The following is a 21288-nucleotide window of genomic DNA, read 5'->3' as shown; positions in this document are numbered from 1 at the left end:
TAACAGATCATATGGAGCTGCCGACATGCATGCCTTGGTAACAGGAGGGGCCGGATTTATCGGTAGCCATCTCTGCGATCGCCTTCTGGAAAAGGGTTATCGGGTCACCGCGATCGACAATCTTCATCTTGGCCGCATGCGGAACATAGACCATCTGCTGGACCGATCGGATTTTCGCTTCCATGAGCTGGATATGCTCGATCGGGAAGGCATGGATCAGCTCATTGCGGCGGACCGCCCGGACGCTGTTTTTCATCTCGCCGCCAATTCCGATATCGCCGCAGGCAATGCCAATGCGGAACTGGACCTGCAGCTGAACCAGCTGACGACGACGACACTGCTTGCCATCATGCGCAAGCATAAGATCGACAGGCTTTTCTTCGCCAGTACTTCCGCCGTGTTCGGCGAAGCTGAAGGGAACATCGGCGAAAATCACGGTCCTTTGCGGCCGATCTCGTTCTATGGCGCCAGCAAGCTTGCCGCCGAAGCCTATCTGTCCGTCTATGCGCTGTCATTCGGCATCAAGACACTGGTGCTGCGTTTTCCGAATGTCGTTGGGGAGCGCTCGACGCATGGAGCGATCTACGACTTCATCAACAGGTTGAAGGCTGATCCGACGAGACTCCAGGTGCTCGGCAACGGAATGCAGACAAAGCCATATCTCTATGTCGGCGACCTGGTGGATGCGATTCTCCTCGCATGGGACAAGGCACCCGGCGCCTATGAAGTATTTCATGCCAGCGGCATCGGCGAAACGTCCGTTCGGGATATCGCCGAGATCGTGGTCTCGAAGGTGGCAGCCGGAGCCGCCATCGAATACGGCAGCGAGGATCGCGGCTGGCTGGGCGATGTGCCGCGCTTCAGCTACGACATAAGTCGGCTCGTAACACTAGGCTGGTCGCCGAAGCGAAAATCGACAGAGGCCGTTGAACTTGCCGTCGAGCGGATCCTGGCGAATGGCTTCTGAAGACGCTATTCGCCAGGCCGTCATTATTGCCGGAGGCCTTGGAACACGCGCGCGCAGCCTGACAGGCGATGCCATTCCAAAGGCCCTTTTGCCGCTCGGCGGTGTCCCGATCATTCTCAGGCAGATTCGTGTGCTGGCCCGCGAAGGTGTTCAACATGTGCGCGTGCTCGGTGGTCACCTTGGCAGCCAGCTGGAGCCTGCTCTTGGTCCGGAAGCTGAAAAACTCGGCATCAAGATCGAGGTCTTCGTCGAGACGTCTCCGCTCGGCACGGCAGGCTGCTTGACGACTTTGGATACGACAGCCGGCGACGTACTGATCGTCTACGGCGACATGCTTTTTGACATCGATCTGGCGGCACTGGCGCGTCACCGTCATCAATTTCCAGCCGCTCTAACCATCATTGCTCACCCCAACGATCATCCCCGCACATCCGATCTCGTCGTCCAGAAGAGCGGTTATCTCCAGCGCCTGTTGCCCCGCAAAACGCACCGCAATGCGGATTGGCGCAATCTGGTGCCGGCCGGTTTGTACGTAGCCTCAGACCAGTTTTTTGAGGCGCTGGTGCCGGGCCATACGGCCGACATGATTCACGACGTTATTCCCGATCTCCTCAAGCGTTCCATTCCGATCGCGATTTACGACACGCCGGAATACATCAAGGATACCGGCTCGCCGAACCGCCATGCTGCCGCGGAGGAGGACCTTCGGCAGGACCGGGTGCATGCGGTGCATCTGTCAGTTAGAAGACCCGCGGTATTTTTCGATTGCGATGGCGTACTCAACGAAGATGTCGGCGGCCATGGCATTATACATCCCGACCAGGTGAAGCTGATCGGCCGAGCCGGCCAAGCGGTGCGGCTCGCCCGCGAGGCCGGTTTCCTGACGGTTGCCGTCACCAACAGGCCGCAGGTCGCCAAAGGCCTGCTCGACGAACCCGGCCTGGATCATGTTCTTGGTCGCCTGGAGGCCGAGCTTGCCGAAGATGGCGGCGTCCTGGACCGTATCTATTTTTGTCCGCACCATCCGGACAAAGGATTTCCCAATGAGATCCCGGAACTCAAGATCAATTGTGCATGCCGCAAACCGGGCGATCTGATGATCCGCCAGGCAATGACGGAATTGCCGGTCGAAAAATCAAAATCCGTCATCATCGGAGACAGCCTGCGCGACATAGGTGCGGCCCGCAAGGCAGGCATCTGGGCCTATGGGGTCCGAACGGGTTATGGCCTGCGGGATGAAAAGAGCTATCCTGCCGCGGAAGCAGATATTCCCCGTGCCAATCTTGTCTTCGACACGGTCTATGACGCCGTTCGCTTTCAATGCGGTTATCAAGATATCGGGCAGGGGCTGTCCGGAGCCATTCATCAACGTCTTCCAAGTAAAGCAGGTCCGCTGCTCGTCAGCATCTGCGGCCGTTCCCGCTCCGGGAAAAGCACGTTTGCGCATGCGCTCGAGCGTATGCTCTCGGAATCGGGACGCCGGGTGCTGAGGGTGGAACTCGATCGCTGGATACTGCCGCTCGAATATCGCCGTCCTGATATGACTGCGGAAGAACGCAACAGGGTCGAAGTCTATCCTGAGATCGTCAGCACGCTGCGCCGATCCGGACAGGTCGAGGCGCCCGGTTACGAAGCGGCAAGCCGTGGTCAGCGCAAGGGTACGACCACCTATGATGCGCGTGACGCCGAGGTCATTCTGCTGGACGGCATCTTTGCCGGACACAGGTCGACCCGCGAAGACGTCGATATGGCTGTGTTTGTCGAAGCGTCACAACAGACCTTGCTCAGCCGCTTTCACAATTTTTACGCCTGGAAAGGCCTCACGGCAGCAGCGACCGACGGGCTCTGGGCATCGCGTATTCAAGACGAGTGGCCGAAGATCGATCTGCAGCGGGCATCGGCCGATATCGTCATCAATCTTGAGGAGGCAATCCTTTGATCGTTTCATCCGCACCTTTTCGGGTCAGCTTCGCCGGAGGCGGCTCTGACATAGCGTCCTACTACCGCCGTCAGGCGGGCGCAGTATTGTCCTGCGCGATCGCCAAGTACAGCTTCGTTATCGTGCATAGCTACTTCAACGAAAAGAAGTATCATCTCAAATATACACGCACCGAGCTCGCCGACACGCTTGAGGAGATCGCGCATCCGCTGCTGCGCGAGGCCCTGCGAATGCATCAGCTCGAGCCTGGCATCGAAGTTGCTTCGGTCGCCGACATTCCTTCGGGAACCGGCTTGGGATCATCCAGTTCCTTTTCCGTGGCGCTGATCAATGCGCTCTACGCCCACAGGTCGCGCTTTGCCTCCAAGGATCAACTGGCGGAAGAAGCCTGCAAGCTCGAAATCGACATCCTGAAGGAGCCGATAGGCAAACAGGACCAATATGCGGCCGCACATGGCGGATTGAACTTCATCGAATTCAATTCCAACGGCAGCGTGAACGTCCAGCCCGTCGTTCTCAGCTCGGAAAAGATGGCGGAACTCGAGAGCAACATCCTGTTGTTTTTCACAGGAAGCCAGCGCGATACGCGCTCGGTGCTGTCGACGCAGGTGCAAGCCATGGAGGCCGACGAGGAAAAATTCCGGACCGTCGAGCGCATGGTGCAGCTGAGTTACGAAATGCGTGACATCCTGATGGGTGGAGATCTCGGTGCGTTCGGCGAAGCCCTGCATCGCGGATGGATGATGAAACGATCGCTGACATCGAAGATTACCAACAGTGCGATCGACGAGTTTTACGAGGCAGCACGTGCTGCCGGCGCAATCGGTGGCAAGCTTGCGGGTGCAGGCGGAGGCRGCTTCCTCGTTCTCTATTGCCCTAAAGATCGTCAGGAAAAGGTGCGGCAAGCGTTGTCGCAGCTCAAGGAAATCGAGTTTCGTTTTGACTGGAGCGGCGCGCGCATCGCTTTTGCACAGTAGAGAGTGTGAATGGCACCACGTCTCATCATCACCGGATCGACCGGCTATATCGGCGCAAGACTTGTCGCGATGGCGCGTGAGCGCGGCTTCGACGTGGTTGAACTGGGCCGGCGGCCCGGCGCGGCGTGGCGCATTGGCGATGAACCTGCAGCATCCGATCTGGAGGGAGCGGTTGGGCTCGTCCATCTCGCGCATTCCTGGGCGACTTCGCCGGAGGCGGCCGAAGAAGAAAACGTCAATATATCAGGCACCTTGAAGCTGGCGGAAGCGGCAAAGGCAGCCGGCGTGCCGCGCTTCGTTTTTGCCTCGTCCACCTCGTCCAGAAAAGAAGCGCTCAATGTCTACGGCCGGACCAAGTTCAGGATCGAAGAGCATTTGGTTGCCAGCAAGGCAGCACCGATTGTCAGAATTGCGCGAATAGGGCTCGTCTACGGCGGCCCGCGCACAGCGATGTACGGCCTGATGGCGAAATTGGCGGCGCTCAGTCCAATCCTGCCGATGATAGGGCTCAGCCGGAAAGTTCAGCCCATTCATCTCGACGAAGTCGCCGCAGGCCTGCTGGCGCTGGCGACCGGAGAGGACCAGCCGCTGCAGACCTTTGTGCTGGCGCAGGAAAAGCCCATAAGCTTTGCCGCCTGGCTCAGAATTCTCCGCCGCGGCCAGGGTAAGGGCAAGCTTCATTTCATACCGGTTCCGCTGACCGCGGCACTCCTCGCCTGCCGCATGACGAAACTTCTCCCGTTGATTCCCACGGTCGATCCGGAACGCGTGCTCGGGCTTGCAGGCGCCGCGCCGATGGAGAGCGGCGAGAGCCTCAGGCTCCTGATGTTGAACCTGTCCGACCCGGCGACTGCGCTTGCAGGGGAATTCGGCCAGACAAACGAGGAGCAATCGCGACGTGAGGCAGAGGCCCTGCTGCGATATCTGGGCATCGCGCCCACCGAAATACCGCTGCAGCGACTCTGCGAAGGGCTGCGGCATGAGGGATTGTCGCCGCTTGGCCTTTCCCCGGCAATGATCAGGCATCCTGGTTTGCTGGCCCTCTTTGAACCGCCGGCCAATCRAACACGGCATCGCCTCGCGCAGGCCCTTTACTTGGCCGACCTCGCGAGCGAACCGGAAAGGCGCCCGGGCAAAAAAGCCGGATTTTTCGGCGCGATACTGGCGATTTCCAGCGATGTCTTGCTCTTTCCGCTCCGCGCGCTTTTAGCGGGGAGATATCGATGAATGGGCCGGACGCCGACTTCATCATCATCGGCAGTGGACCTGCCGGTGTCTCCGCGGCGTTTCCCCTGATCGCGGCCGGACGCCGCGTTCTGATGCTGGATGGCGGGGGTGATGCCGGATCGCCGGAGGAAAGCCGCAGCGTCCGCGTCCTCGGAAGCAATCTGGAATCGCTGCGAACGGACGACGGAAGTTCGCCGAAATTGCAGACCCCCGTTGCACGAGGAATTCTCGAACCTTTTCGAGACCAATCCGGCATAACCGGCAACGGCTTCTTCCCGATCGGCAGCCTTGCCCGCGGCGGTCTCTCCAACATCTGGGGAGCGCAAATCAGCTATCTCGATGCCGAGGACATCGCGGCCTGGCCGATCGACATCGCCTCCTTGCAGAGATCCTACGAGCATGTCGCCAAGCGCATCGGCATCAGCAGGAATGCGGATTCTACGACAGGCGCTGACAGTGAGCCCGTCCTGCCGCTTGGAGCGACAGCGGCCCATGTTCTCCATCGGCATCAGGCCGCAAAGCCGGCTGATGGATCGTTCCGGCTTTTTCCCGCCGTCAATGCCATACTTTCGCAGGCGAGGTCCGGGCGCGCAGCATGCGATCTGCGCGGCGACYGTCTCTATGGCTGCCCGACAGGCGCGATCTATAACAGCAGGCAGGATCTGCTGCTGTTGCGAAAGTCTCCACATTTTCGTTTGCTCGATAATATGCGGGCCGTCTCGTTGACACGCAGCTCGGGCTGGACGGTCAGAACGGCAAACGGATCGTCATTTTCCGCACCGAGGATCATTCTGGCCGCAGGAGTCCTTGGAACGGCCGCCCTGCTGTCGGACCTCCTGCCGATTGACGCGCAGGGACTGCGTCTTCTGAACAGTCCCACGCTGGCCATTCCCCTGCTCTCCCCCGCAAGGCTGTTGCGTTCGCCGACGGCGACGCACAGCCTTGCGCAGCTTGGGTTATCTCTGCGCTACGGCACCGGCGCATCCGATTACGTGACGGGAGCGATCTATGAAGTTGGTACGCTGCCGGCGCAGAGCTTCATCAACAGGATGCCGCTCGGTCGAAAAGCCGGGCGCGCGGCGTTCGAGCTTATCGGGAGCAGTCTCCTTGTCGCGACGATCTATTATCCCGGCAATCAAAGCCGAAGCTACATCCGTCGGGACGAAACGGCAGGAAAGGGTCTGACCGTCCGCGGCGGCTTCGCGGAAGGTTTCGACATCCACGCCGAGGCCTTGAAAAAGACGCTCCGCCGGGAATGGAAACGGCTGGGTCTCATTCAGCTCCCGGGCGTGTCGCTGGCGGAACCCGGCATCGACGCCCATTTTGCCGGCACCTTGCCTATGGGCGCGTCCGGTCCGTTCGGTACCTCTTCAGACGGCGAATTGAATCTCCATTCCGGTCTCCACATCGTCGACGGTTCGATCCTTCCGGATCTGTCCTCGAAATACGTCACGATGACGATCATGGCCAATGCCGACCGCATCGCCCATCGCCTCGCCGAAACGGAAGCAAACTCGGCACTTTAGGGTTTGAAATTCGCCCGAGCTTTGAGGACTAACAGAACGCATCGGAAAAACCGTTTGCCGATGCGTTCTCGTCTTTCTTTGCGGCAAACCGCAAACACCGATCAGTTCAGGCAATGCCGCCCAGGCATACATATTTAAGCTCGGTATATTCGTCCAATCCGTGCCGCGACCCTTCGCGACCGAGGCCCGACATTTTCACGCCGCCGAACGGAGCCTCGGCTGTGGAGACAAGACCGGTATTGACGCCGACCATCCCATATTCGAGCGCTTCGGCCACGCGAAATACTCGCGACAGATCGCGAGCGTAAAAATACGAAGCAAGCCCGAACTCGGTGTCGTTTGCCTGTTCGATGACGTCCTCTTCGTCGCGGAAACGAAAAAGCGGTGCAAGCGGCCCGAAGGTTTCCTCGCGCGCGACCTGCATGCCGGCAGCGACATCGCGCAGGATCGTCGGCTCAAAGAAATGACCGCCAAGCGCATGGCGCTTGCCCCCTGAAACGATCCCGGCGCCCTTTGAAACGGCATCGCGGATATGGCTTTCGACCTTGGCGACGGCATTGTCGTCGATCAGCGGGCCAAGCACGACGTCACGGTCGAGACCGTTGCCGACCTTCAGGCCCGAAACGGCCGCAGCGAGCTTGGCGGCAAATGCCTCATAGACGCCGTCCTGGACATAAAGCCGATTGGCGCAGACGCAGGTCTGGCCGTTGTTGCGGAACTTGGCGATGAGCGCGCCTTCGACGGCAGCGTCGAGATCGGCGTCGTCGAACACGATGAAGGGTGCATTGCCGCCAAGTTCGAGACCGAGCTTTTTGATCGTCGGCGCGCATTGTCGGTAAAGCAGCTCGCCCGTCCGGGTGGAGCCGGTAAATGTCAGGACCCGAACGTCACGGCTTGCCGTCAGCGCCCCACCAATTGCCGCTGCGTCGCCCGTGACGATGTTGAGAAGCCCCGGCGGCAGGCCGGCACGCTCACCGAGAACGGCGATCGCAATGGCGGAGAATGGCGTCTGCAGCGCCGGCTTGAGGACGACGGCACAGCCGGCGGCAAGCGCGGGGCCAATCTTGCGGGTGATCATCGCGTTCGGAAAGTTCCACGGCGTGATCGCCGCCACCACGCCTGCCGGCTGGCGCAGGACGAGGATCCTTTTGTCGGCCTGATGTCCCGGGATGGTCTCGCCGTTGATGCGTCTTGCCTCTTCGGCGAACCATTCGATGAAGCTCGCACCATAGGTGATCTCTCCCTTGGCCTCGGCGAGCGGCTTTCCCTGTTCCAGCGTCAGGATCATCGCCAGGTCGTCGCGGTTTTCGATCATCAGGCGGTGCCAAGCCTTCAGAACGGCGGCGCGCTCCCCGGCGGTCTTCTTCGCCCAAAGCTTCTGGGCAATCACGGCGGCACGGATGGCGTCCTCCGTTTCCGCCGCACCGAGGTCAGGGACCACCCCCAGCGGCTCGCCTGTGGCTGGATTGCGGACCGTCGCCGCCTTGCGGCCTTCCGCTTCGATCCAGCGATCGGCGATGGGGCATGCCTGGCGAAACAGCGAGGGATCATTGAGCTTCATATGACAACTTTCAACAGAATACGTGAGCAGCACCGGGATCGAAATTCAGATGGACTATATCTCCACGGCTGAGCCCCGCGATAGCCTCATGACCGAACGGCAGGCGAACCGCCAGCGCCTCGCCTGTCGCCGTCTCGGTCGAGACGTGAATATTGTTGCCGAGAAAGGTAATGTCGCTGACAGTTGCGGCAAGACCCGCTCCCGCCGCTGGGGCGCGCGACAATCGAATGCGCTCAGGCCTCAGCATCAGGGCTGCCCTCGTCCCGGAGGTTCCTTTTCCATGCACCGGAATATGATTGAAGACGCTCCCGCCGCCAAGTGAAATGGTGGCCTGCCCATCGGAGGATGACAGCAGGTCGCATGAAATGAAGTCGCTGTCGCCGATGAATTCGGCAACGAAGCGGGTCCGCGGATTGGCGTAGAGTTCCGGCCCCGTGCCGATCTGATCGATGACGCCCTTGGAAAAGACGGCGATGCGATCGGAGAGCCGCAGCGCCTCCTCCTGGTCGTGGGTGACATAGAGGATCGTCACTTCGGTCTGCTGATGGATCCGGCGTATCTCATGCTGGATTTCCTCGCGCAGCTTCTTGTCGAGCGCCGACAACGGCTCGTCCATCAGAAGCACCGGCGGATCATAGGCAAGGGCTCTGGCAAGGGCGACGCGCTGCTGCTGGCCGCCGGACATTTGCGCGGGCTTGCGATCCTCGAAGCCTTCGAGCCTAACGAGGCGCAGCATATCCTTCACCTTGCTGTCGACCTCGGCCTTGGACTTGCGCCTGACCTTCAGCGGAAATGCGATGTTTTCGCCCACCGTCAGATGCGGAAACAGGGTGTAGCGCTGGAACACCATACCGATGTTGCGCTTGTGCGACGGCGTGGCGAGCAGGGTCTTGCCTTCCAGCGTGATGTCGCCTTTCGTCGGCGTTTCAAAGCCGGCCAGAATGTAGAGGGTCGTGCTCTTCCCGGATCCGGACGGTCCGAGAAAGGTCAGGAACTCCCCGCGCCGGACGTCGAGATTGACGTCGTGGACGGCGACGACAGGGCCGTATTCTTTGCGTATTCCGCGGATCTGAAGGAATGGTTCTCTCATTGTTTCAGTACCTTACGCACGACGGCAACAAGCGCCATCAAGATGATCGTCAAAAGGATGAGAAGGGTCGACGCCGCAGCGACAACCGGCGTCAGGTCCTGCCGGAGCGTCGCCCATACTTTTACCGGCAGCGTCTGCAGGGTCGGGCTGGACATGAAGATCGCCACCACCACCTCGTCCCAGGATGTCAGGAACGAGAAGACGGCCGCCGAAAACAGCCCGTGGCTGATCGCCGGCAGGGTGACCCTGATCTTTGCTTCCAGTGGCGAGGCGCCGCACAGAACCGCCGCATCCTCGATCGACTTGTCGAAGCCCTCCAGCGCACTTGAGATGGAGAGGATCGAGAAGGGCAGCGCAAGAACGAGGTGCGAAATGACGAAACCCGCCAGCGTGCCGCCAAGACCGATCCTCAGAAAGAAGGCGTAGAGGGCGACCGCAAGAACCACGACGGGAAGGATCATCGGTGTCAGGAACAGCGCTTTCAGCGCATCGCGGAACAGGAACGAACCGCGCACCAGCCCGAAGGAAGTCACAAGCCCGAGCAGCACCGACAGAATCGTCACGATGACCGCGATCTTGAAGCTCGTCCAGGCCGATTCCAGCCAGCGCGGATCGGCAAAGAGTTCGCTGTACCACTGAAACGTCCAGCCGGGCGGCGGAAAGATCAGCCATTGCGAGGAGCCGAAGGAAAGCGCCGCGATAAAGACGATCGGCAGCAGCAGAAAGCCCGCAGTCAGAAGCGTGATCGCCAGCAGGATATATTTCCACCAGCCGAGGCGGTCGAAATTGAGCAACATGTCAACGCCCTCCCGGGTTCTGGTTGCCGAGGAAGCGCAGCTGCACGGCATAAAGCAGCAGGGTCACCACGAGGAGAACCAGCGCCGCAGCACCTCCCATTCCCCAATTGACCAGCGACTGCACGAATTGCGCAATCAGCTCTGCGAGCATCATGTTCGCAGTGCCGCCGAGAAGCGACGGCGTGACGAAATAACCAAGCGACATGACGAAGACCATGAGGGCACCGGCCGCCATGCCCGGCATCGCCAAGGGCAGCAGGACGCGGGTCAGGCACTGCCACCGGTTKGCGCCGCAAAGTGCTGCCGCCTGCAGGGTCGACGGGTCGATCTTCTTGATCACGCCGTAGAGCGGCAGGATGATGAAGGGCAGCATGATATAGGTCATGCCGATCGTCACCCCCGTTAGATTGTTGACGAGGGCCAAGGGCTTGTCGATCAGCCCCATTCCGATCAGCATTTTGTTGATGAGCCCCGTCCGCTGCAAAAGCACCATCCAGGCATAAGTGCGGGCAAGCAGGTTGGTCCACATCGACAGAAGCAGGATGGCAAAGATCACCGACGTCAGGCGCCCGGGCATGATTGCCAGCGCCCAGGCAACGGGAAATCCGATCAGCAGCGAAATCACCGTAACGAGACCCGAGACGATGAAGGTGTTGGCGAAGATCTTGAGATAGGTCGCGGACCCGATCAGCTGCGCATAGTTTCCAAAGCCCGGCACGGGTTCCAGAACGCTTCGCAACAAGAGCACCGCTACCGGCGCGATGAAAAAGATCGTCACGAAGGCGAGAGCCGGAAGGACCCCGCCGAACCCTGTTGCCCTGCGCACCTTTGGCAGGGGCGCAATTGCGCCGGAGGCATCGCTATATGTCGACATGACAGTCCTTCCCACCCGTCAATTTCCGCAGGCGCCGAGGTCCAACAAACGGGCACCGACGCTGCGGGGGGCACGGCGAACCGCCGCCGTGCCCGTTCTCAAGTTTCAGGCTACTTCGCCTGCCAGGCGTACCACTTCTCGCCGATGGCATCGCGATTATCAGCCCAGTAGTTCATGTCGGCATTCACCTGGCTGGCCGTCTGCTGATCCGGCAGGGTCTTGGCCGTCTCCGGATCCATCAGCTTGGCCGAGTCAACGTTGATTGGTGCATATCCGGTGGCTTTTGCAAGAGCGGCCTGCGGTTCGGCCGCGGTCGCCATTGCAATGAACTTCATCGCGGCTTCCGCGTTCGGCGAACCCTTCGGCACGACGAGCGAATCCGCAGCGGTGATGTTCTGTTCCCATGAGGTCTCGGTCTTGATACCGCTCGCCGCAAGCGCGGTCATGCGGCCGTTCCAGATGCTGCCGAAGGGAGCCTCGGCGGATGCCAGAAGCTGCTGCGACTGTGCGCCGCCCGACCACCAGACGATATCCGATTTGATCGTATCGAGCTTCTTGAAGGCGCGATCGAGATCAAGCGGATAGAGCTTGTCGGCAGCCACGCCGTCGGCAAGCAGCGCCGCTTCGATCACGCCGGGAGCCGACCACTTGTAGAATGTGCGCTTTCCCGGAAACTTTGTCGTGTCGAACAGGTCCGCCCAGGTCTTCGGGCAGGCGCTGACGGCATCGGCATTGCAGCCGATCACGAAGGAATAATAGAAGCTGCCGACCGAATAGTCGGTCACGAAGCGCGGATCGAGCTTGGATTTGTCGATGACGGAGAAATCGAGTTTTTCCAGCTGGCCATTCTTGCCGGCCTGGGCGGCATAGTCACCTTCGACGTCGACAACGTCCCAGGTAACCTGGCCAGCCTCGACCATCGCCTTGAGCTTGCCGTAATCCGTCGGCCCGTCCTGTACGACGGTGATGCCGGTCTTCTCGGTGAACGGGCTTGCCCATGCAGCCTTCTGCGCGTCCTGGGTCGTTCCTCCCCAGCTCGAGAAGACCATGTTGTCGGCGTGCGCCGGTGCGGACACAGCCACGAATGCGGCAACCGCCGCGAAAGCAAATGTTGTTTTCATGTTCCCTTATCCTTGTTCTGGTTGTCCTATAGGTATGCCTTATGCCGTCAGTGCGCCTCGCTCCTGGGAGAAAAGTTAGCTGGCTTCATAATCTTGTTTTCCGCTACTTCGATCAGATCGCGGATCTTGGGCAGGAAGGCCTGCCACCGGGGATCGGCCAGAAGCCTCTGGCGCCTCGCCTCCCGGTCGTCCAGGCTCGCAAAGGCCCAGATGTGGACGATCTCGTTGATCGTTCCGATCTCCGAAAAGAAGTACCCGACGAGCGTGCCGAGATGGCTCTTCTGGATCTCGATCCCCTCTTCCTCGACGACCTTGAGATATTGCGGGATGGTGCCGTTCTTCAGCCGATAGGTGCGGATTTCGTAAAACATCGGCGCTACCTCATCACGAAGGGATCGGGGATCGGATCGTCCGATGTCCTGAGCCAGATCGTCTTGGTGCGGGTATAGTCGAGCGCCGCGGCCATGCCGCCTTCCCTGCCATGGCCCGACAGGCCGAAACCGCCGAACGGCGCGATCGGCGAGACCACGCGGTAGGTGTTGACCCAGACGATCCCGGCGCGGAGCCCCTTCATCAGCCGGTGCGCCCGGGTCAGGTTCTGGGTGAAGACGCCGGAAGCCAGGCCATAACGGGTATCGTTGGCAAGCCGCAGCGCCTCGGCCTCCGTCTCGAACGACACGACGGACAAGACCGGCCCGAAGAATTCCTCGATCAGCGACGGCGAGGCGACATCGTCGCAGTCGAGAATCGTCGGCGGGAAATAATAGCCGTCGCCGTCGATCTTGCGTCCTCCCGTGACGAGGCGGGCGCCACTTTCGATCGACTTGGCGACGAGAGCGCCGATATTGTCCTGCTGGCGCTTGGTGGCAAGCGGGCCGACTTCGGTCGCCATATCGAGCGGAGCACCGATCCGGATCGCCTCCGCCTTCTCCCGCAGCAGGGCGACGAATTTATCCTTGACGCTGCGTTCGACGATCAGCCGCGATCCGGCAACGCAGCTCTGCCCTGTCGCGGCGAAAATGCCCGCGACCTGAGCATTGGCCGCACTTTCGAGGTCTGCATCGGCAAAGACGATGAACGGCGACTTGCCGCCAAGTTCAAGCGAGGTGGAGGCGAGGTTTTCGGCCGAATTGCGAACGACGTGCCGGGCGGTTTCAGGGCCGCCGGTAAAAGCGACATGCGCGACCTTCGGGTGCCGGCCGAGGGCAGCGCCGCAGGAGGCGCCGAAACCGGTGATGATGTTGACGACGCCGGCAGGAAAGCCTGCCTCGTGCACGAGCCGCGCAAATTCGAGAAGCGGCGCCGGCCCGTCTTCCGAGGCCTTGACCACCATCGTGCAGCCGGCCGCCAGCGCMGGGCCGATCTTCACCGCGGACAGGAAAAGCTGGCTGTTCCACGGCACGACCATCGCAACGACGCCGATCGGCTCGCGGCGAAGCCAGACATCCATGTCAGGCTTGTCGATCGGCAGGTAGGCGCCTTCGATCTTGTCGGCGATGCCGGCATAGTAGCGATAGTATTCGGCGACATAAGCGATCTGCGCCGATGTTTCGCGGATGATCTTGCCGGTGTCGCGCGTCTCCAGTTCAGCCAGCACCTGCGCGTTGGCAGCAACCAGGTCGGCCAGCTTGTAAAGCAGCTTGCCGCGTTGAGTGGCCGTCATTTTCGGCCAGGCGCCTTCGTAAAGTGCCTTGTCGGCAGCGTTGACAGCCCGATCGACATCGCCCTCGCGCGCTTCGGGCATCTCAGCCCAGACCGTGCCGGAGGCTGGATCGATGCTCGGATAACAGGCCTCGCCATCTGAAAATTCGCCATCGATGTAGTACTGGAAACGCCGCATGGTCTTACTCCTGAAATGCTGGCATGACCTCGGTGATGAAGCGCTCGAGCGACGCCTTCTTGCGCTCGAAGCTCATACCGGTGTCGATCCAGAAGGAATATTCGTCATAGCCCAGCGCTTCATACGCCTTGAGCCGGGCGATGACGGTATCAGCGTCGCCAACGACATTGTTGGTGCGCATGACCTGATCCGACAGCATCGCGTTTGCTCTGATCTGTTCGTCCGGGATCCGTTCGATCAGACCCTGGGTAACCGGCTTCTCATTTTTGAACCAGGCGAAGAAATAATTGTAGTAGGTGCTCAGTTCATGGGCGGCCTGGGCGACATCGTCCTCCGACGAGCCGACATAGGTATGGCGCAGCAACATGATCTTGGGCCGCTCGATCTCGGGATTCTTGGCGCAGGCGTCGTTGAAGCGCTCCATCAACGACTGAACCTCGTCGTCGCCCTGCCAGAGGGGCGTGACCTGAACGTTGCAGCCGTTGGCGACGGCAAATTCGTGCGAGTTCGGATCGCGCGCGGCAACCCAGATGGGCGGGTTCGGCTGCTGCAGCGGTTTTGGCGCCGACGTGGTCGACGGGAACTTGAAGAATTCCCCGTCATGCGCGTAGTCGCCAGCCCATATACCCTTGACCGCCGGGATGAGCTCACGCATGCGCTGGCCGGCACCCCAGGCATCGAGACCGGGCAGCAGACGTTCATATTCGAAGGAATAGGCCCCGCGCGCGATACCGATGTCGAGTCGTCCATCGCAGATGATGTCGGCCATGGCCGCCTCGCCGGCAAGCTTGATCGGATGCCAGAAGGGGGCGATCACCGTCCCCGTTCCGAGCCGTGCCCGCGATGTGCGGCGCGCCAGATCGGCAATGGTCACAAACGGGTTGGGCGCAATGGTGAAATCCATGCCATGGTGCTCACCCGTCCAGATCGCGTGCATGCCGCCCTTGTCGGCGATCTCGCAAAGCGCGACGAATTCCTCGTAGAGGCTCTTATGGCTTTGATTGGCATCGAGCCGTTCCATATGGACGAAGAGGGAGAACTTCATGCTTTTGCGTCCTTGGCTGGAATTGGGTGAACAGTGCCGCCGGTCTCGTCGCCGAAATAGACGCCGAAATTGCCGATCGAGCTTTCCATCGCGAAACGGTTGACGATATCGGCAGTCGAACTGGTCTTGAATTTTGCCGCAACCAATGCGTCAGGCTTCAGGAACCTGCCGCCGGCAGGCTCGCCCTCTCCGGCAACGGCGTGATAGACGATGTGCTGCTTGCCGTCGCTTTTGCCCTCATAAACCGAATAGAGAAAGCCGATGCTGACCTTCAGCCCGGTTGATGTCTCCAGGTATTTTTGCAGCGTCTCGGTGGGATTGCCGTCATGGGCGTCGACGCTCGGCAGGGAGAGCACATCCTCGCCGAGCAGCAGAACCTCCCCGCGGCGCTCGACAACGGCTGCAAGTTCCATATTACCTTCGCTTGCCGCCGACACTGCCTTGCTTGCGAGCGTCGGCGTGAAATAGCCGCCACGCGCATAGCCGAGACCGTTGCGGCCGCTATTGTCGAAAGCTTCGATGCGGCCCATCAAGATGACGTGGTCGCCAGCCTCGATGACCTCTTCCATGGCGCATTCGAACCAGGCCGCAACGTTCGAGAATATCGGGCAGCCTGCCGATCCCTTCGCCCATTCGACCGCCGCAAACCTGTCCTCGACCGGGCGAGCAAAAGTGTTCGACACGTCTTTCTGCATTTCCGAAAGCACGTTGATCGCAAAATGCTGTGCGCCGGTCATGGTGGCGAAATTACGCGACGTCTTGGCAAGGCAGACGAGGAGAAGCGGTGGATTGAGCGAGACCGAGGTGAAGGAGTTCGCCGTGAAGCCGATCGGATGTCCATCCCCGTCGCAGGCGGTGACGACAGTCACCCCGGTCGGAAAAGCCCCGAATGCATCTCGCAGTGCTCTTGGGTCGACAGTCTGGATTGTCATCGTTCATCCTCCCCGAACGACAGCCACTCAGCGAGCAGCGAATTGACGATATCAGGCGCGGTCAGGTTCACCATATGACGATGCCCTTCGACGATGCGGGCGTAGCCCCGCGGCGCAAGCTCTGCCATTTGTGTCGCCATCAATGGCGTCGAGTTCGGATCATCGGACCCCGTCAGAAACAGCGCCGGACCAGCGACGTCTTTCCAGCCGTCAGCATAGGTCTCGTCTCCTCCCGCGAAGGCGGCGTAAGCGACGGCATATCCCTGGGGATCGACGAGGTTTAGCCATTTTCGCGTCAATTCACGCGCAGTGACGCTGTCCGCATCTTCGCCGAACCAGCGGGCCAGCGGACCTTCCTTGTCGACGCCCGATACCGGAATGGCCGCGGCGCGCGAAAGGACGGCGGCCTTTGCCTCAGGGTCACGCCTGTAGACACCGTTGAGGTAGGCGACACGGCTGATACGCTCGCCAAATGTCGCGGCCGCCCCTCCCGAAACCAGTGCGCCCATCGAGTGCCCGGCAACATTTGCCGTGTCGATTGCCATCTCGTCGAGAAAACGTCCGAACCAGGTGACGAATTCCTCGAGCCGACTGCCCGCCGGCAGCTTTGCGCTCTCCCCATGTCCCGGCATATCGACAGCGATGACGCGATGGCCTGCAGACAGAAATGCGATCTGCGGAGCCCAGGCCTCGAGCCGCATGCCGACGCCATGAATGAGAACCAGCGGCTCGCCGCTGCCGGCCTCATGATAGGCCGTTCCGCTTGCCGTCGTCTTTCGGGACAAGGCACCGGCGGCGTTTGTTGCTGCAGCGGTGCGTGTGGTCGATCCGGCTGTCAGCATCTCAGAGCCGCTCCCTCAAACGCCCGCAGGATTGGCAACGTCCTGCCCCAGGTCTTTCAGATCCTGGTAGCGGTCGCCGATACGGTGATGGGGACGCCCGCCTATCGAAGCACCGAGAGCCACGACGATCTCGTCGGCAGCAGGCGCGTCGGGGATCGACGTCTGGATGGTCAGGTAGTGCGAACGGCGACCTTCATCATTCTTGTCCATCAGCGGGATCATGATCGGCGCATTGGCAGGACCGCGGGTGTTGCAGAAGGCGAGATAGGACTTCGCGCCGACGGCCTGGCGATAAAAATTGCCGAAACGCAGCGTGTGGATAAGCGCGGACCCGTGTTCGATCTCGCCGTCCAGGCCGACGACAGCAGACTTTCCATATCCCTCGACAGCCTCGCCGGACCCGACCGCCTCGATGATCATCTTGGTCAGCAACTCGCCGAGCACCGGAGCGCCTGCGTGAATTTCGGGCTTGAGGTCGTCGACGAAGCCGCGACCGGCCCAGGGATTCTTCACAACCGCGAAGGCGGTAAACAGCTTCAGCGGAACCGCCGCGGCCTTGCCGCCTTCGATCAGCGTCGTTTCGATCTGCAGTCCTGTCTTGCGAATTTGAATGGCCATCGAGCACCTCATTTCTCAATTTCGTATTATGGTATACCATAATATATGAGTGTCAAGTTGGTTCCCGCGAGGACGCAGGTCAAGCCGAGGCGGAGTTTTTCAATTTGGCCCGTGCGCACTCTCGACCCACCGGGCAGCGCTTTCTTCCCGTCAGCGCGTTGTCAGCTGACAAACGACATGGCGGCGCCCCGCCGAGGCCGGCCGAGTCCAGAAGTCACGGTCATCCCAATTCATGGTACCGCCTTACATATTACTTAATATGGCATACCATCACATTGGACAAAGTTGGGTGTCAAGCGCGGAGTATGGATTCCGCTAAATTGCGCGGAACATCATCGCGAATGGAGTGATATCGACAGCTGAGATGAGCGCTTTGCCAGGGCCTGCGGGGGAAGCGGCAGGGGCCTGTTCGTGCCTAGTCGGCAGGCTTCTTCCCCGACAGCACCGCTTCGGCGATCGCGCTTGCGGCGGCGACGTGATCCATCGCGGCCCGGTAAGCCCCCTCGCCGTCACCGCGGCGGATGGCGTCGACGATCTTCGACATCTGCAGCGGTCCTTCAATGCCGCGCCTCTCCGTCTTGATCGTCATCGAGCGCAGGTGGTTTATGCGCACGGTGAGGAGATTGACGACATCCCAGGCAACGTTCCTGTCAACCATGGTGAACAGCGTGTGATAGAAGGAAGAGGTGTTCGTCAGCACAGCCGACATGTCGTTGTCACGGTAGCTGTTGCGGATCCCGGCCAGAGATTCCTCCAGCGCGGCGACGATCTCCGGGCTACGGCGCTCCGCGCACAGCCGCGCCGCCATGCCTTCCAGCGCGCCGCGGATCTCATAGATCTGTTTGGCTTGGTCGATGTCGAGCTGCGCGACGATCGGCCCCTTGTTCGGCAGAATGGCGACAAGCCCTTCGGATTCCAGATGCCTCAGAACCTCGCGCACGACTGTTCGGCTGACGCCGAGCTGGGCGCAGAGGTCACGCTCGACAAGGCGATCTCCGGGACGAAAATATCCGTTGACGATGGCTTCACGGACCTTGTCGAGTGCCAATTCCCGCAAGGTCTTTGCAGGACGCTCGACTCTAATTGCGTCCTTCAGAGCACCGCTCATTGTCTACCTCAGTGTTGGACTTTGCACGCTCAACTTCCGCCGCCGCGGCCGAATGCAAGAATCGTATTATGGCGTACCAGATACTGTAGCTGGCAGCGGCCGGCAATTCAACAAGCGCCGTGCCGACCTATGGCGCCGCCCGTCTTGCCAGACGCGCAAAGGACGATGTAGCACCTTGATCTGCTGCCGACACGTCGGGAGCTAGCCTCTCGAAACAATCTCCTCGACCACGACTTTGGCCTGAACCCGGATATCCGGAACGGCCGTGATCTCCCAGAATTGTCCTGCCGTCAGGGCGCCGACCGCAAATAGTCGGGCCGGCGAGATTCGGGACGGGGCTATCACCTCGGACGCGGCATCCACCTGGATCCCGAGGCCAAGAGGATCGGGGACGATCAACTCAAAGCGGCTCATTTCCTTCAAAAGCGGTGAATGACTGATCCCGGCCCGCTCCATTCCCGTGCAGTTGACGAGCCAGTCCGCCCTGATCTCGGCGATCTCGCGCGTCCCTCTGACCCTGTAGCTGGCAACGAGCCGGCCCTCCTCGGCCCCGAGCGATTTCAGGAAGCCCGCGTGGAAACGAACGGTTCCGTCTAAGACCAGCTTCTCAAACCTGTCGAACACGTCGGGTGCTACCCGGTGACGATGGATGTTCCACCAGGGAAGCGCATGCCTGAGGAAGCGTGCGCGTTCCTCGCTCGAAAGCCGTTGCCAGAGAGCCTGCGTTGCAGGCCTCAGACCGTCCATCACGGCTCGCCAGTCGGCAACCGTCCGGCTCTTTCCTCGCAGGGTCTTCAATATGCCGCTGATCGTATCCGGAAGCCTCTCGACGTCGATCGGCAGAGGTGCTGGCGGCGTCCACGCGTGTCCGAGCGGCGCGAGCCCACGCCGCGAAAGCACATCGATCTTGCCGACGTGGCCATGGGCGCGAAGCGCGAGAACCTGATCAATCATCGTCAGGCCGGATCCGAGGATACACACCGCATCGGATGGTGCGACGCGCCTCAGCCACGAAAGCCGCCACGGGTTTTCGATGATCCGCGATCGCAGCAATGGCGGGACTCCGTCCGGAGCGACCGGCAGGGTCGCGTTCCCGACGCCAAGGCAAAGCACCACGTTCTTTCCGGCAATCTCGTCACCATTGCCGAGATGGAAGGCCAGCGTGCTGCTGTAACGTTCCACGCATCCCGCCGCCTTGGCCTTGATGAAATCGACCCGGCAACGGCCGTCCCGCTTTCGAAGCAGCCGAGCAAGCGTATCGCGGACATAAAGACCGTAATCGCTGCGCGAAGCGAAATCGCCGGCCTTCAACGGGCGTCCATGGCTTTTCAGCCAGTCGACAAAGTCGTCGGGTTGATGCGGCAAGAGGCTCATGCGGCCGGCGGGAACATTGAGGCGATGGAGATAGAGCTCCGTCCGGTAGGCCGTCCCGCGGCCGAAACCAGGATCGTCGCCGACGACGGCGACCTTCGCCGAAGCCGGAAGCTGTTCGATGAGATTGCAGGTAACCGCGATCGCTGAAAAACCGGAACCGACCACGATAACATCATATGTCAAATGCATTCTCCCTGAAGCTCAGAACGTCATCGAGACATTTGGTCATTCAAGCCTCGTGTCGCTCGCCGGTCCCTGCTGATCGCACGAGCGGCAGAACCACGAAAACAATTATCTCTATAGTCTATAAATATAGTTTGTTATTTCTCCCGCTAGCCCCTTCCCAACGATTACGCTTTTGAGGGTGAGATCAAGGGCCACGCGGCCCTGAACAAAGGGGCTCAAGATGCATTTCAGGAATTTGGTTGCCGCAATCGCCGTCGGCGTCGGCACTTTTGCAACGGCTGTTGTCGCTGAAGCGGCGGACAAGAAGGTCGTCGTCGCCTATCAAACCGACGCCTTGCCGTCGTCCGTGGCGATCGCCAATGGCGAATTCGCCAAGGAGACGGGATACGAGATCGACTTCCGCAGGTTCAATTCGGGCGCCGAAATCTTTGCGGCGATTGCCTCCGGTGACGTCCAGGTCGGCTATGTCGGCTCCAGCCCGTTTGCGGCTGCAGTATCACGCGGGCTCGAGGTCAAGGCCTTTTACCTCGCCTCCATCTCCGGCATCGACGAGGCTCTCGTCGTGCGCAACGGTTCTGGCATCGAAAGCCTGAATGATCTGAAGGGCAAGAAGCTTGCGGCCGCGCCGGTATCCACGGACCACTATCAGCTCCTGGCGCTGATCAAATCGCTGGGCCTGACCGAAAAGGACGTTCAGGTCTTCGCAATCCCTCAGCCCGAGATTGTCGCCAGCTATAATCGCGGCGACATCGACGGCGGCTTCGTCTGGGATCCGGCGCTGACCGAACTGAAGAAGAACGGGAAGGTTCTGGTGACCTCCAAGGAGGTGGCAGACAAGGGTGCGCCAACATTCTCGGCCTGGGTCGCGACCTCGACATTTGCCGCCGACAACCCGGACTTTCTGAAGGGCTTCGCTTCGGTCATCAACAAATACTACGCGTCCTTCGCCTCGGACAAATCCGCCTGGGGTCCCGACAGCGACAACGCCAAGTCGCTTGCCAAGCTTCTCGGCGGAACGGCCGATCAGCAGGCCTCGGCTTTGAAGAACCTCACACTTCTGACACCTGAGGTTCAGGCATCGGATGCCTGGCTTGGCGGCGGCGAAAAGGCGGGTGCCGGCAAGATCCTCAAGGACACGGCATCGTTCCTGAAGGAACAGGGCAAAGTTTCCGACGTGCTGGCGAATTACGGCRCCTTCGTCACCGCAGATGCCCTCACCGGCGTCAGCAACTGATCCTCCCCTGACGCCGGCGCAGTCGTTGCG

Annotated in this window: 19 protein-coding genes; 6 read left to right on the top strand and 13 right to left on the bottom strand. The window is 60.6% G+C overall.

Translation table 11 applies throughout. The annotated features are described in order from the left end of the window. Positions 1 to 25: 25 nt before the first annotated feature. Genes AC1ECN_RS23860 through AC1ECN_RS23840 form a run of 5 tightly spaced genes read left to right on the top strand, consistent with a single transcriptional unit; the run spans position 26 to position 6636 of the window. Positions 26 to 967 carry an NAD-dependent epimerase/dehydratase family protein gene (locus AC1ECN_RS23860; RefSeq protein WP_024322589.1) on the top strand — a complete coding sequence of 314 codons (942 nt, stop codon included), beginning with the start codon at positions 26 to 28 and terminating at the stop codon, positions 965 to 967. After that, positions 957 to 2906, top strand: coding sequence for an HAD-IIIA family hydrolase (locus AC1ECN_RS23855; protein ID WP_477954281.1), 1950 nt, complete (start codon positions 957 to 959; stop codon positions 2904 to 2906). Before AC1ECN_RS23860 ends, AC1ECN_RS23855 begins: the two co-directional genes overlap by 11 nt. Beyond that, positions 2903 to 3883: a GHMP family kinase ATP-binding protein gene (locus AC1ECN_RS23850; protein WP_477954279.1), complete on the top strand. Its 981-nt coding sequence runs from the start codon at positions 2903 to 2905 to the stop codon at positions 3881 to 3883. The genes AC1ECN_RS23855 and AC1ECN_RS23850 overlap by 4 nt, the downstream gene beginning before the upstream one ends. A gap of 9 nt (positions 3884 to 3892) precedes the next feature. Further along, positions 3893 to 5110: an NAD-dependent epimerase/dehydratase family protein gene (locus AC1ECN_RS23845; RefSeq protein ID WP_477954277.1), complete on the top strand. Its 1218-nt coding sequence runs from the start codon at positions 3893 to 3895 to the stop codon at positions 5108 to 5110. Next, complete coding sequence (locus tag AC1ECN_RS23840) at positions 5107 to 6636, top strand: FAD-dependent oxidoreductase (RefSeq protein WP_477954275.1); 1530 nt, start codon at positions 5107 to 5109, stop codon at positions 6634 to 6636. Before AC1ECN_RS23845 ends, AC1ECN_RS23840 begins: the two co-directional genes overlap by 4 nt. Before the next feature lie 106 nt (positions 6637 to 6742). Here AC1ECN_RS23840 and AC1ECN_RS23835 read toward each other — a convergent pair whose 3' ends face one another. The 13 genes from AC1ECN_RS23835 to AC1ECN_RS23775 form a co-directional block, all read right to left on the bottom strand. After that, the gene (locus tag AC1ECN_RS23835) at positions 6743 to 8197 is read right to left on the bottom strand and encodes an NAD-dependent succinate-semialdehyde dehydrogenase (RefSeq protein ID WP_018071766.1); all 1455 of its coding nucleotides are present in this window, start codon (positions 8195 to 8197) and stop codon (positions 6743 to 6745) included. Between the two features lie 10 nt (positions 8198 to 8207). Then, on the bottom strand, positions 8208 to 9287 hold the full coding sequence (locus AC1ECN_RS23830) for an ABC transporter ATP-binding protein (RefSeq protein ID WP_130798784.1): 1080 nt from the start codon (positions 9285 to 9287) through the stop codon (positions 8208 to 8210). Continuing rightward, positions 9284 to 10084, bottom strand: a complete 801-nt coding sequence (locus AC1ECN_RS23825; protein ID WP_018071764.1) for an ABC transporter permease — start codon at positions 10082 to 10084, stop codon at positions 9284 to 9286. Before AC1ECN_RS23825 ends, AC1ECN_RS23830 begins: the two co-directional genes overlap by 4 nt. 1 nt (position 10085) lies before the next feature. Beyond that, entirely contained in the window at positions 10086 to 10958 is an 873-nt protein-coding gene (locus AC1ECN_RS23820; RefSeq protein ID WP_018071763.1) for an ABC transporter permease, read from the bottom strand. Between the two features lie 110 nt (positions 10959 to 11068). Next, entirely contained in the window at positions 11069 to 12079 is a 1011-nt protein-coding gene (locus tag AC1ECN_RS23815) for a polyamine ABC transporter substrate-binding protein (RefSeq protein WP_027688919.1), read from the bottom strand. A 47-nt stretch (positions 12080 to 12126) separates the two neighbouring features. Further along, a complete protein-coding gene (locus AC1ECN_RS23810) occupies positions 12127 to 12450 on the bottom strand; it encodes an NIPSNAP family protein (protein WP_003538302.1) in 324 nt (107 codons plus the stop codon). A 5-nt stretch (positions 12451 to 12455) separates the two neighbouring features. Continuing rightward, on the bottom strand, positions 12456 to 13919 hold the full coding sequence (locus tag AC1ECN_RS23805) for an aldehyde dehydrogenase (RefSeq protein WP_130770073.1): 1464 nt from the start codon (positions 13917 to 13919) through the stop codon (positions 12456 to 12458). Between the two features lie 4 nt (positions 13920 to 13923). After that, the gene (locus AC1ECN_RS23800) at positions 13924 to 14964 is read right to left on the bottom strand and encodes an LLM class flavin-dependent oxidoreductase (protein ID WP_130676642.1); all 1041 of its coding nucleotides are present in this window, start codon (positions 14962 to 14964) and stop codon (positions 13924 to 13926) included. Beyond that, positions 14961 to 15896, bottom strand: coding sequence for a flavin reductase family protein (locus tag AC1ECN_RS23795; protein ID WP_130674241.1), 936 nt, complete (start codon positions 15894 to 15896; stop codon positions 14961 to 14963). Before AC1ECN_RS23795 ends, AC1ECN_RS23800 begins: the two co-directional genes overlap by 4 nt. Then, positions 15893 to 16738, bottom strand: coding sequence for an alpha/beta fold hydrolase (locus tag AC1ECN_RS23790; RefSeq protein ID WP_130705867.1), 846 nt, complete (start codon positions 16736 to 16738; stop codon positions 15893 to 15895). The genes AC1ECN_RS23795 and AC1ECN_RS23790 overlap by 4 nt, the downstream gene beginning before the upstream one ends. A 15-nt stretch (positions 16739 to 16753) precedes the next feature. Then, on the bottom strand, positions 16754 to 17356 hold the full coding sequence (locus AC1ECN_RS23785) for an amino acid synthesis family protein (RefSeq protein ID WP_018071756.1): 603 nt from the start codon (positions 17354 to 17356) through the stop codon (positions 16754 to 16756). A gap of 415 nt (positions 17357 to 17771) precedes the next feature. Next, entirely contained in the window at positions 17772 to 18464 is a 693-nt protein-coding gene (locus tag AC1ECN_RS23780) for a GntR family transcriptional regulator (protein ID WP_130666121.1), read from the bottom strand. A 201-nt stretch (positions 18465 to 18665) separates the two neighbouring features. Further along, positions 18666 to 20027, bottom strand: a complete 1362-nt coding sequence (locus AC1ECN_RS23775; protein WP_130775969.1) for an FAD/NAD(P)-binding protein — start codon at positions 20025 to 20027, stop codon at positions 18666 to 18668. A gap of 217 nt (positions 20028 to 20244) precedes the next feature. On the opposite strand from AC1ECN_RS23775, the gene tauA reads away from it, so the two are divergent. Then, on the top strand, positions 20245 to 21258 hold the full coding sequence (gene tauA, locus AC1ECN_RS23770; protein WP_477954269.1) for a taurine ABC transporter substrate-binding protein: 1014 nt from the start codon (positions 20245 to 20247) through the stop codon (positions 21256 to 21258). Positions 21259 to 21288: the final 30 nt, after the last annotated feature.

It is taken from the genome of Rhizobium sp. 01N447_2, from assembly GCF_056399245.1.
This window is presented reverse-complemented; position numbering and strand designations above follow the sequence as displayed.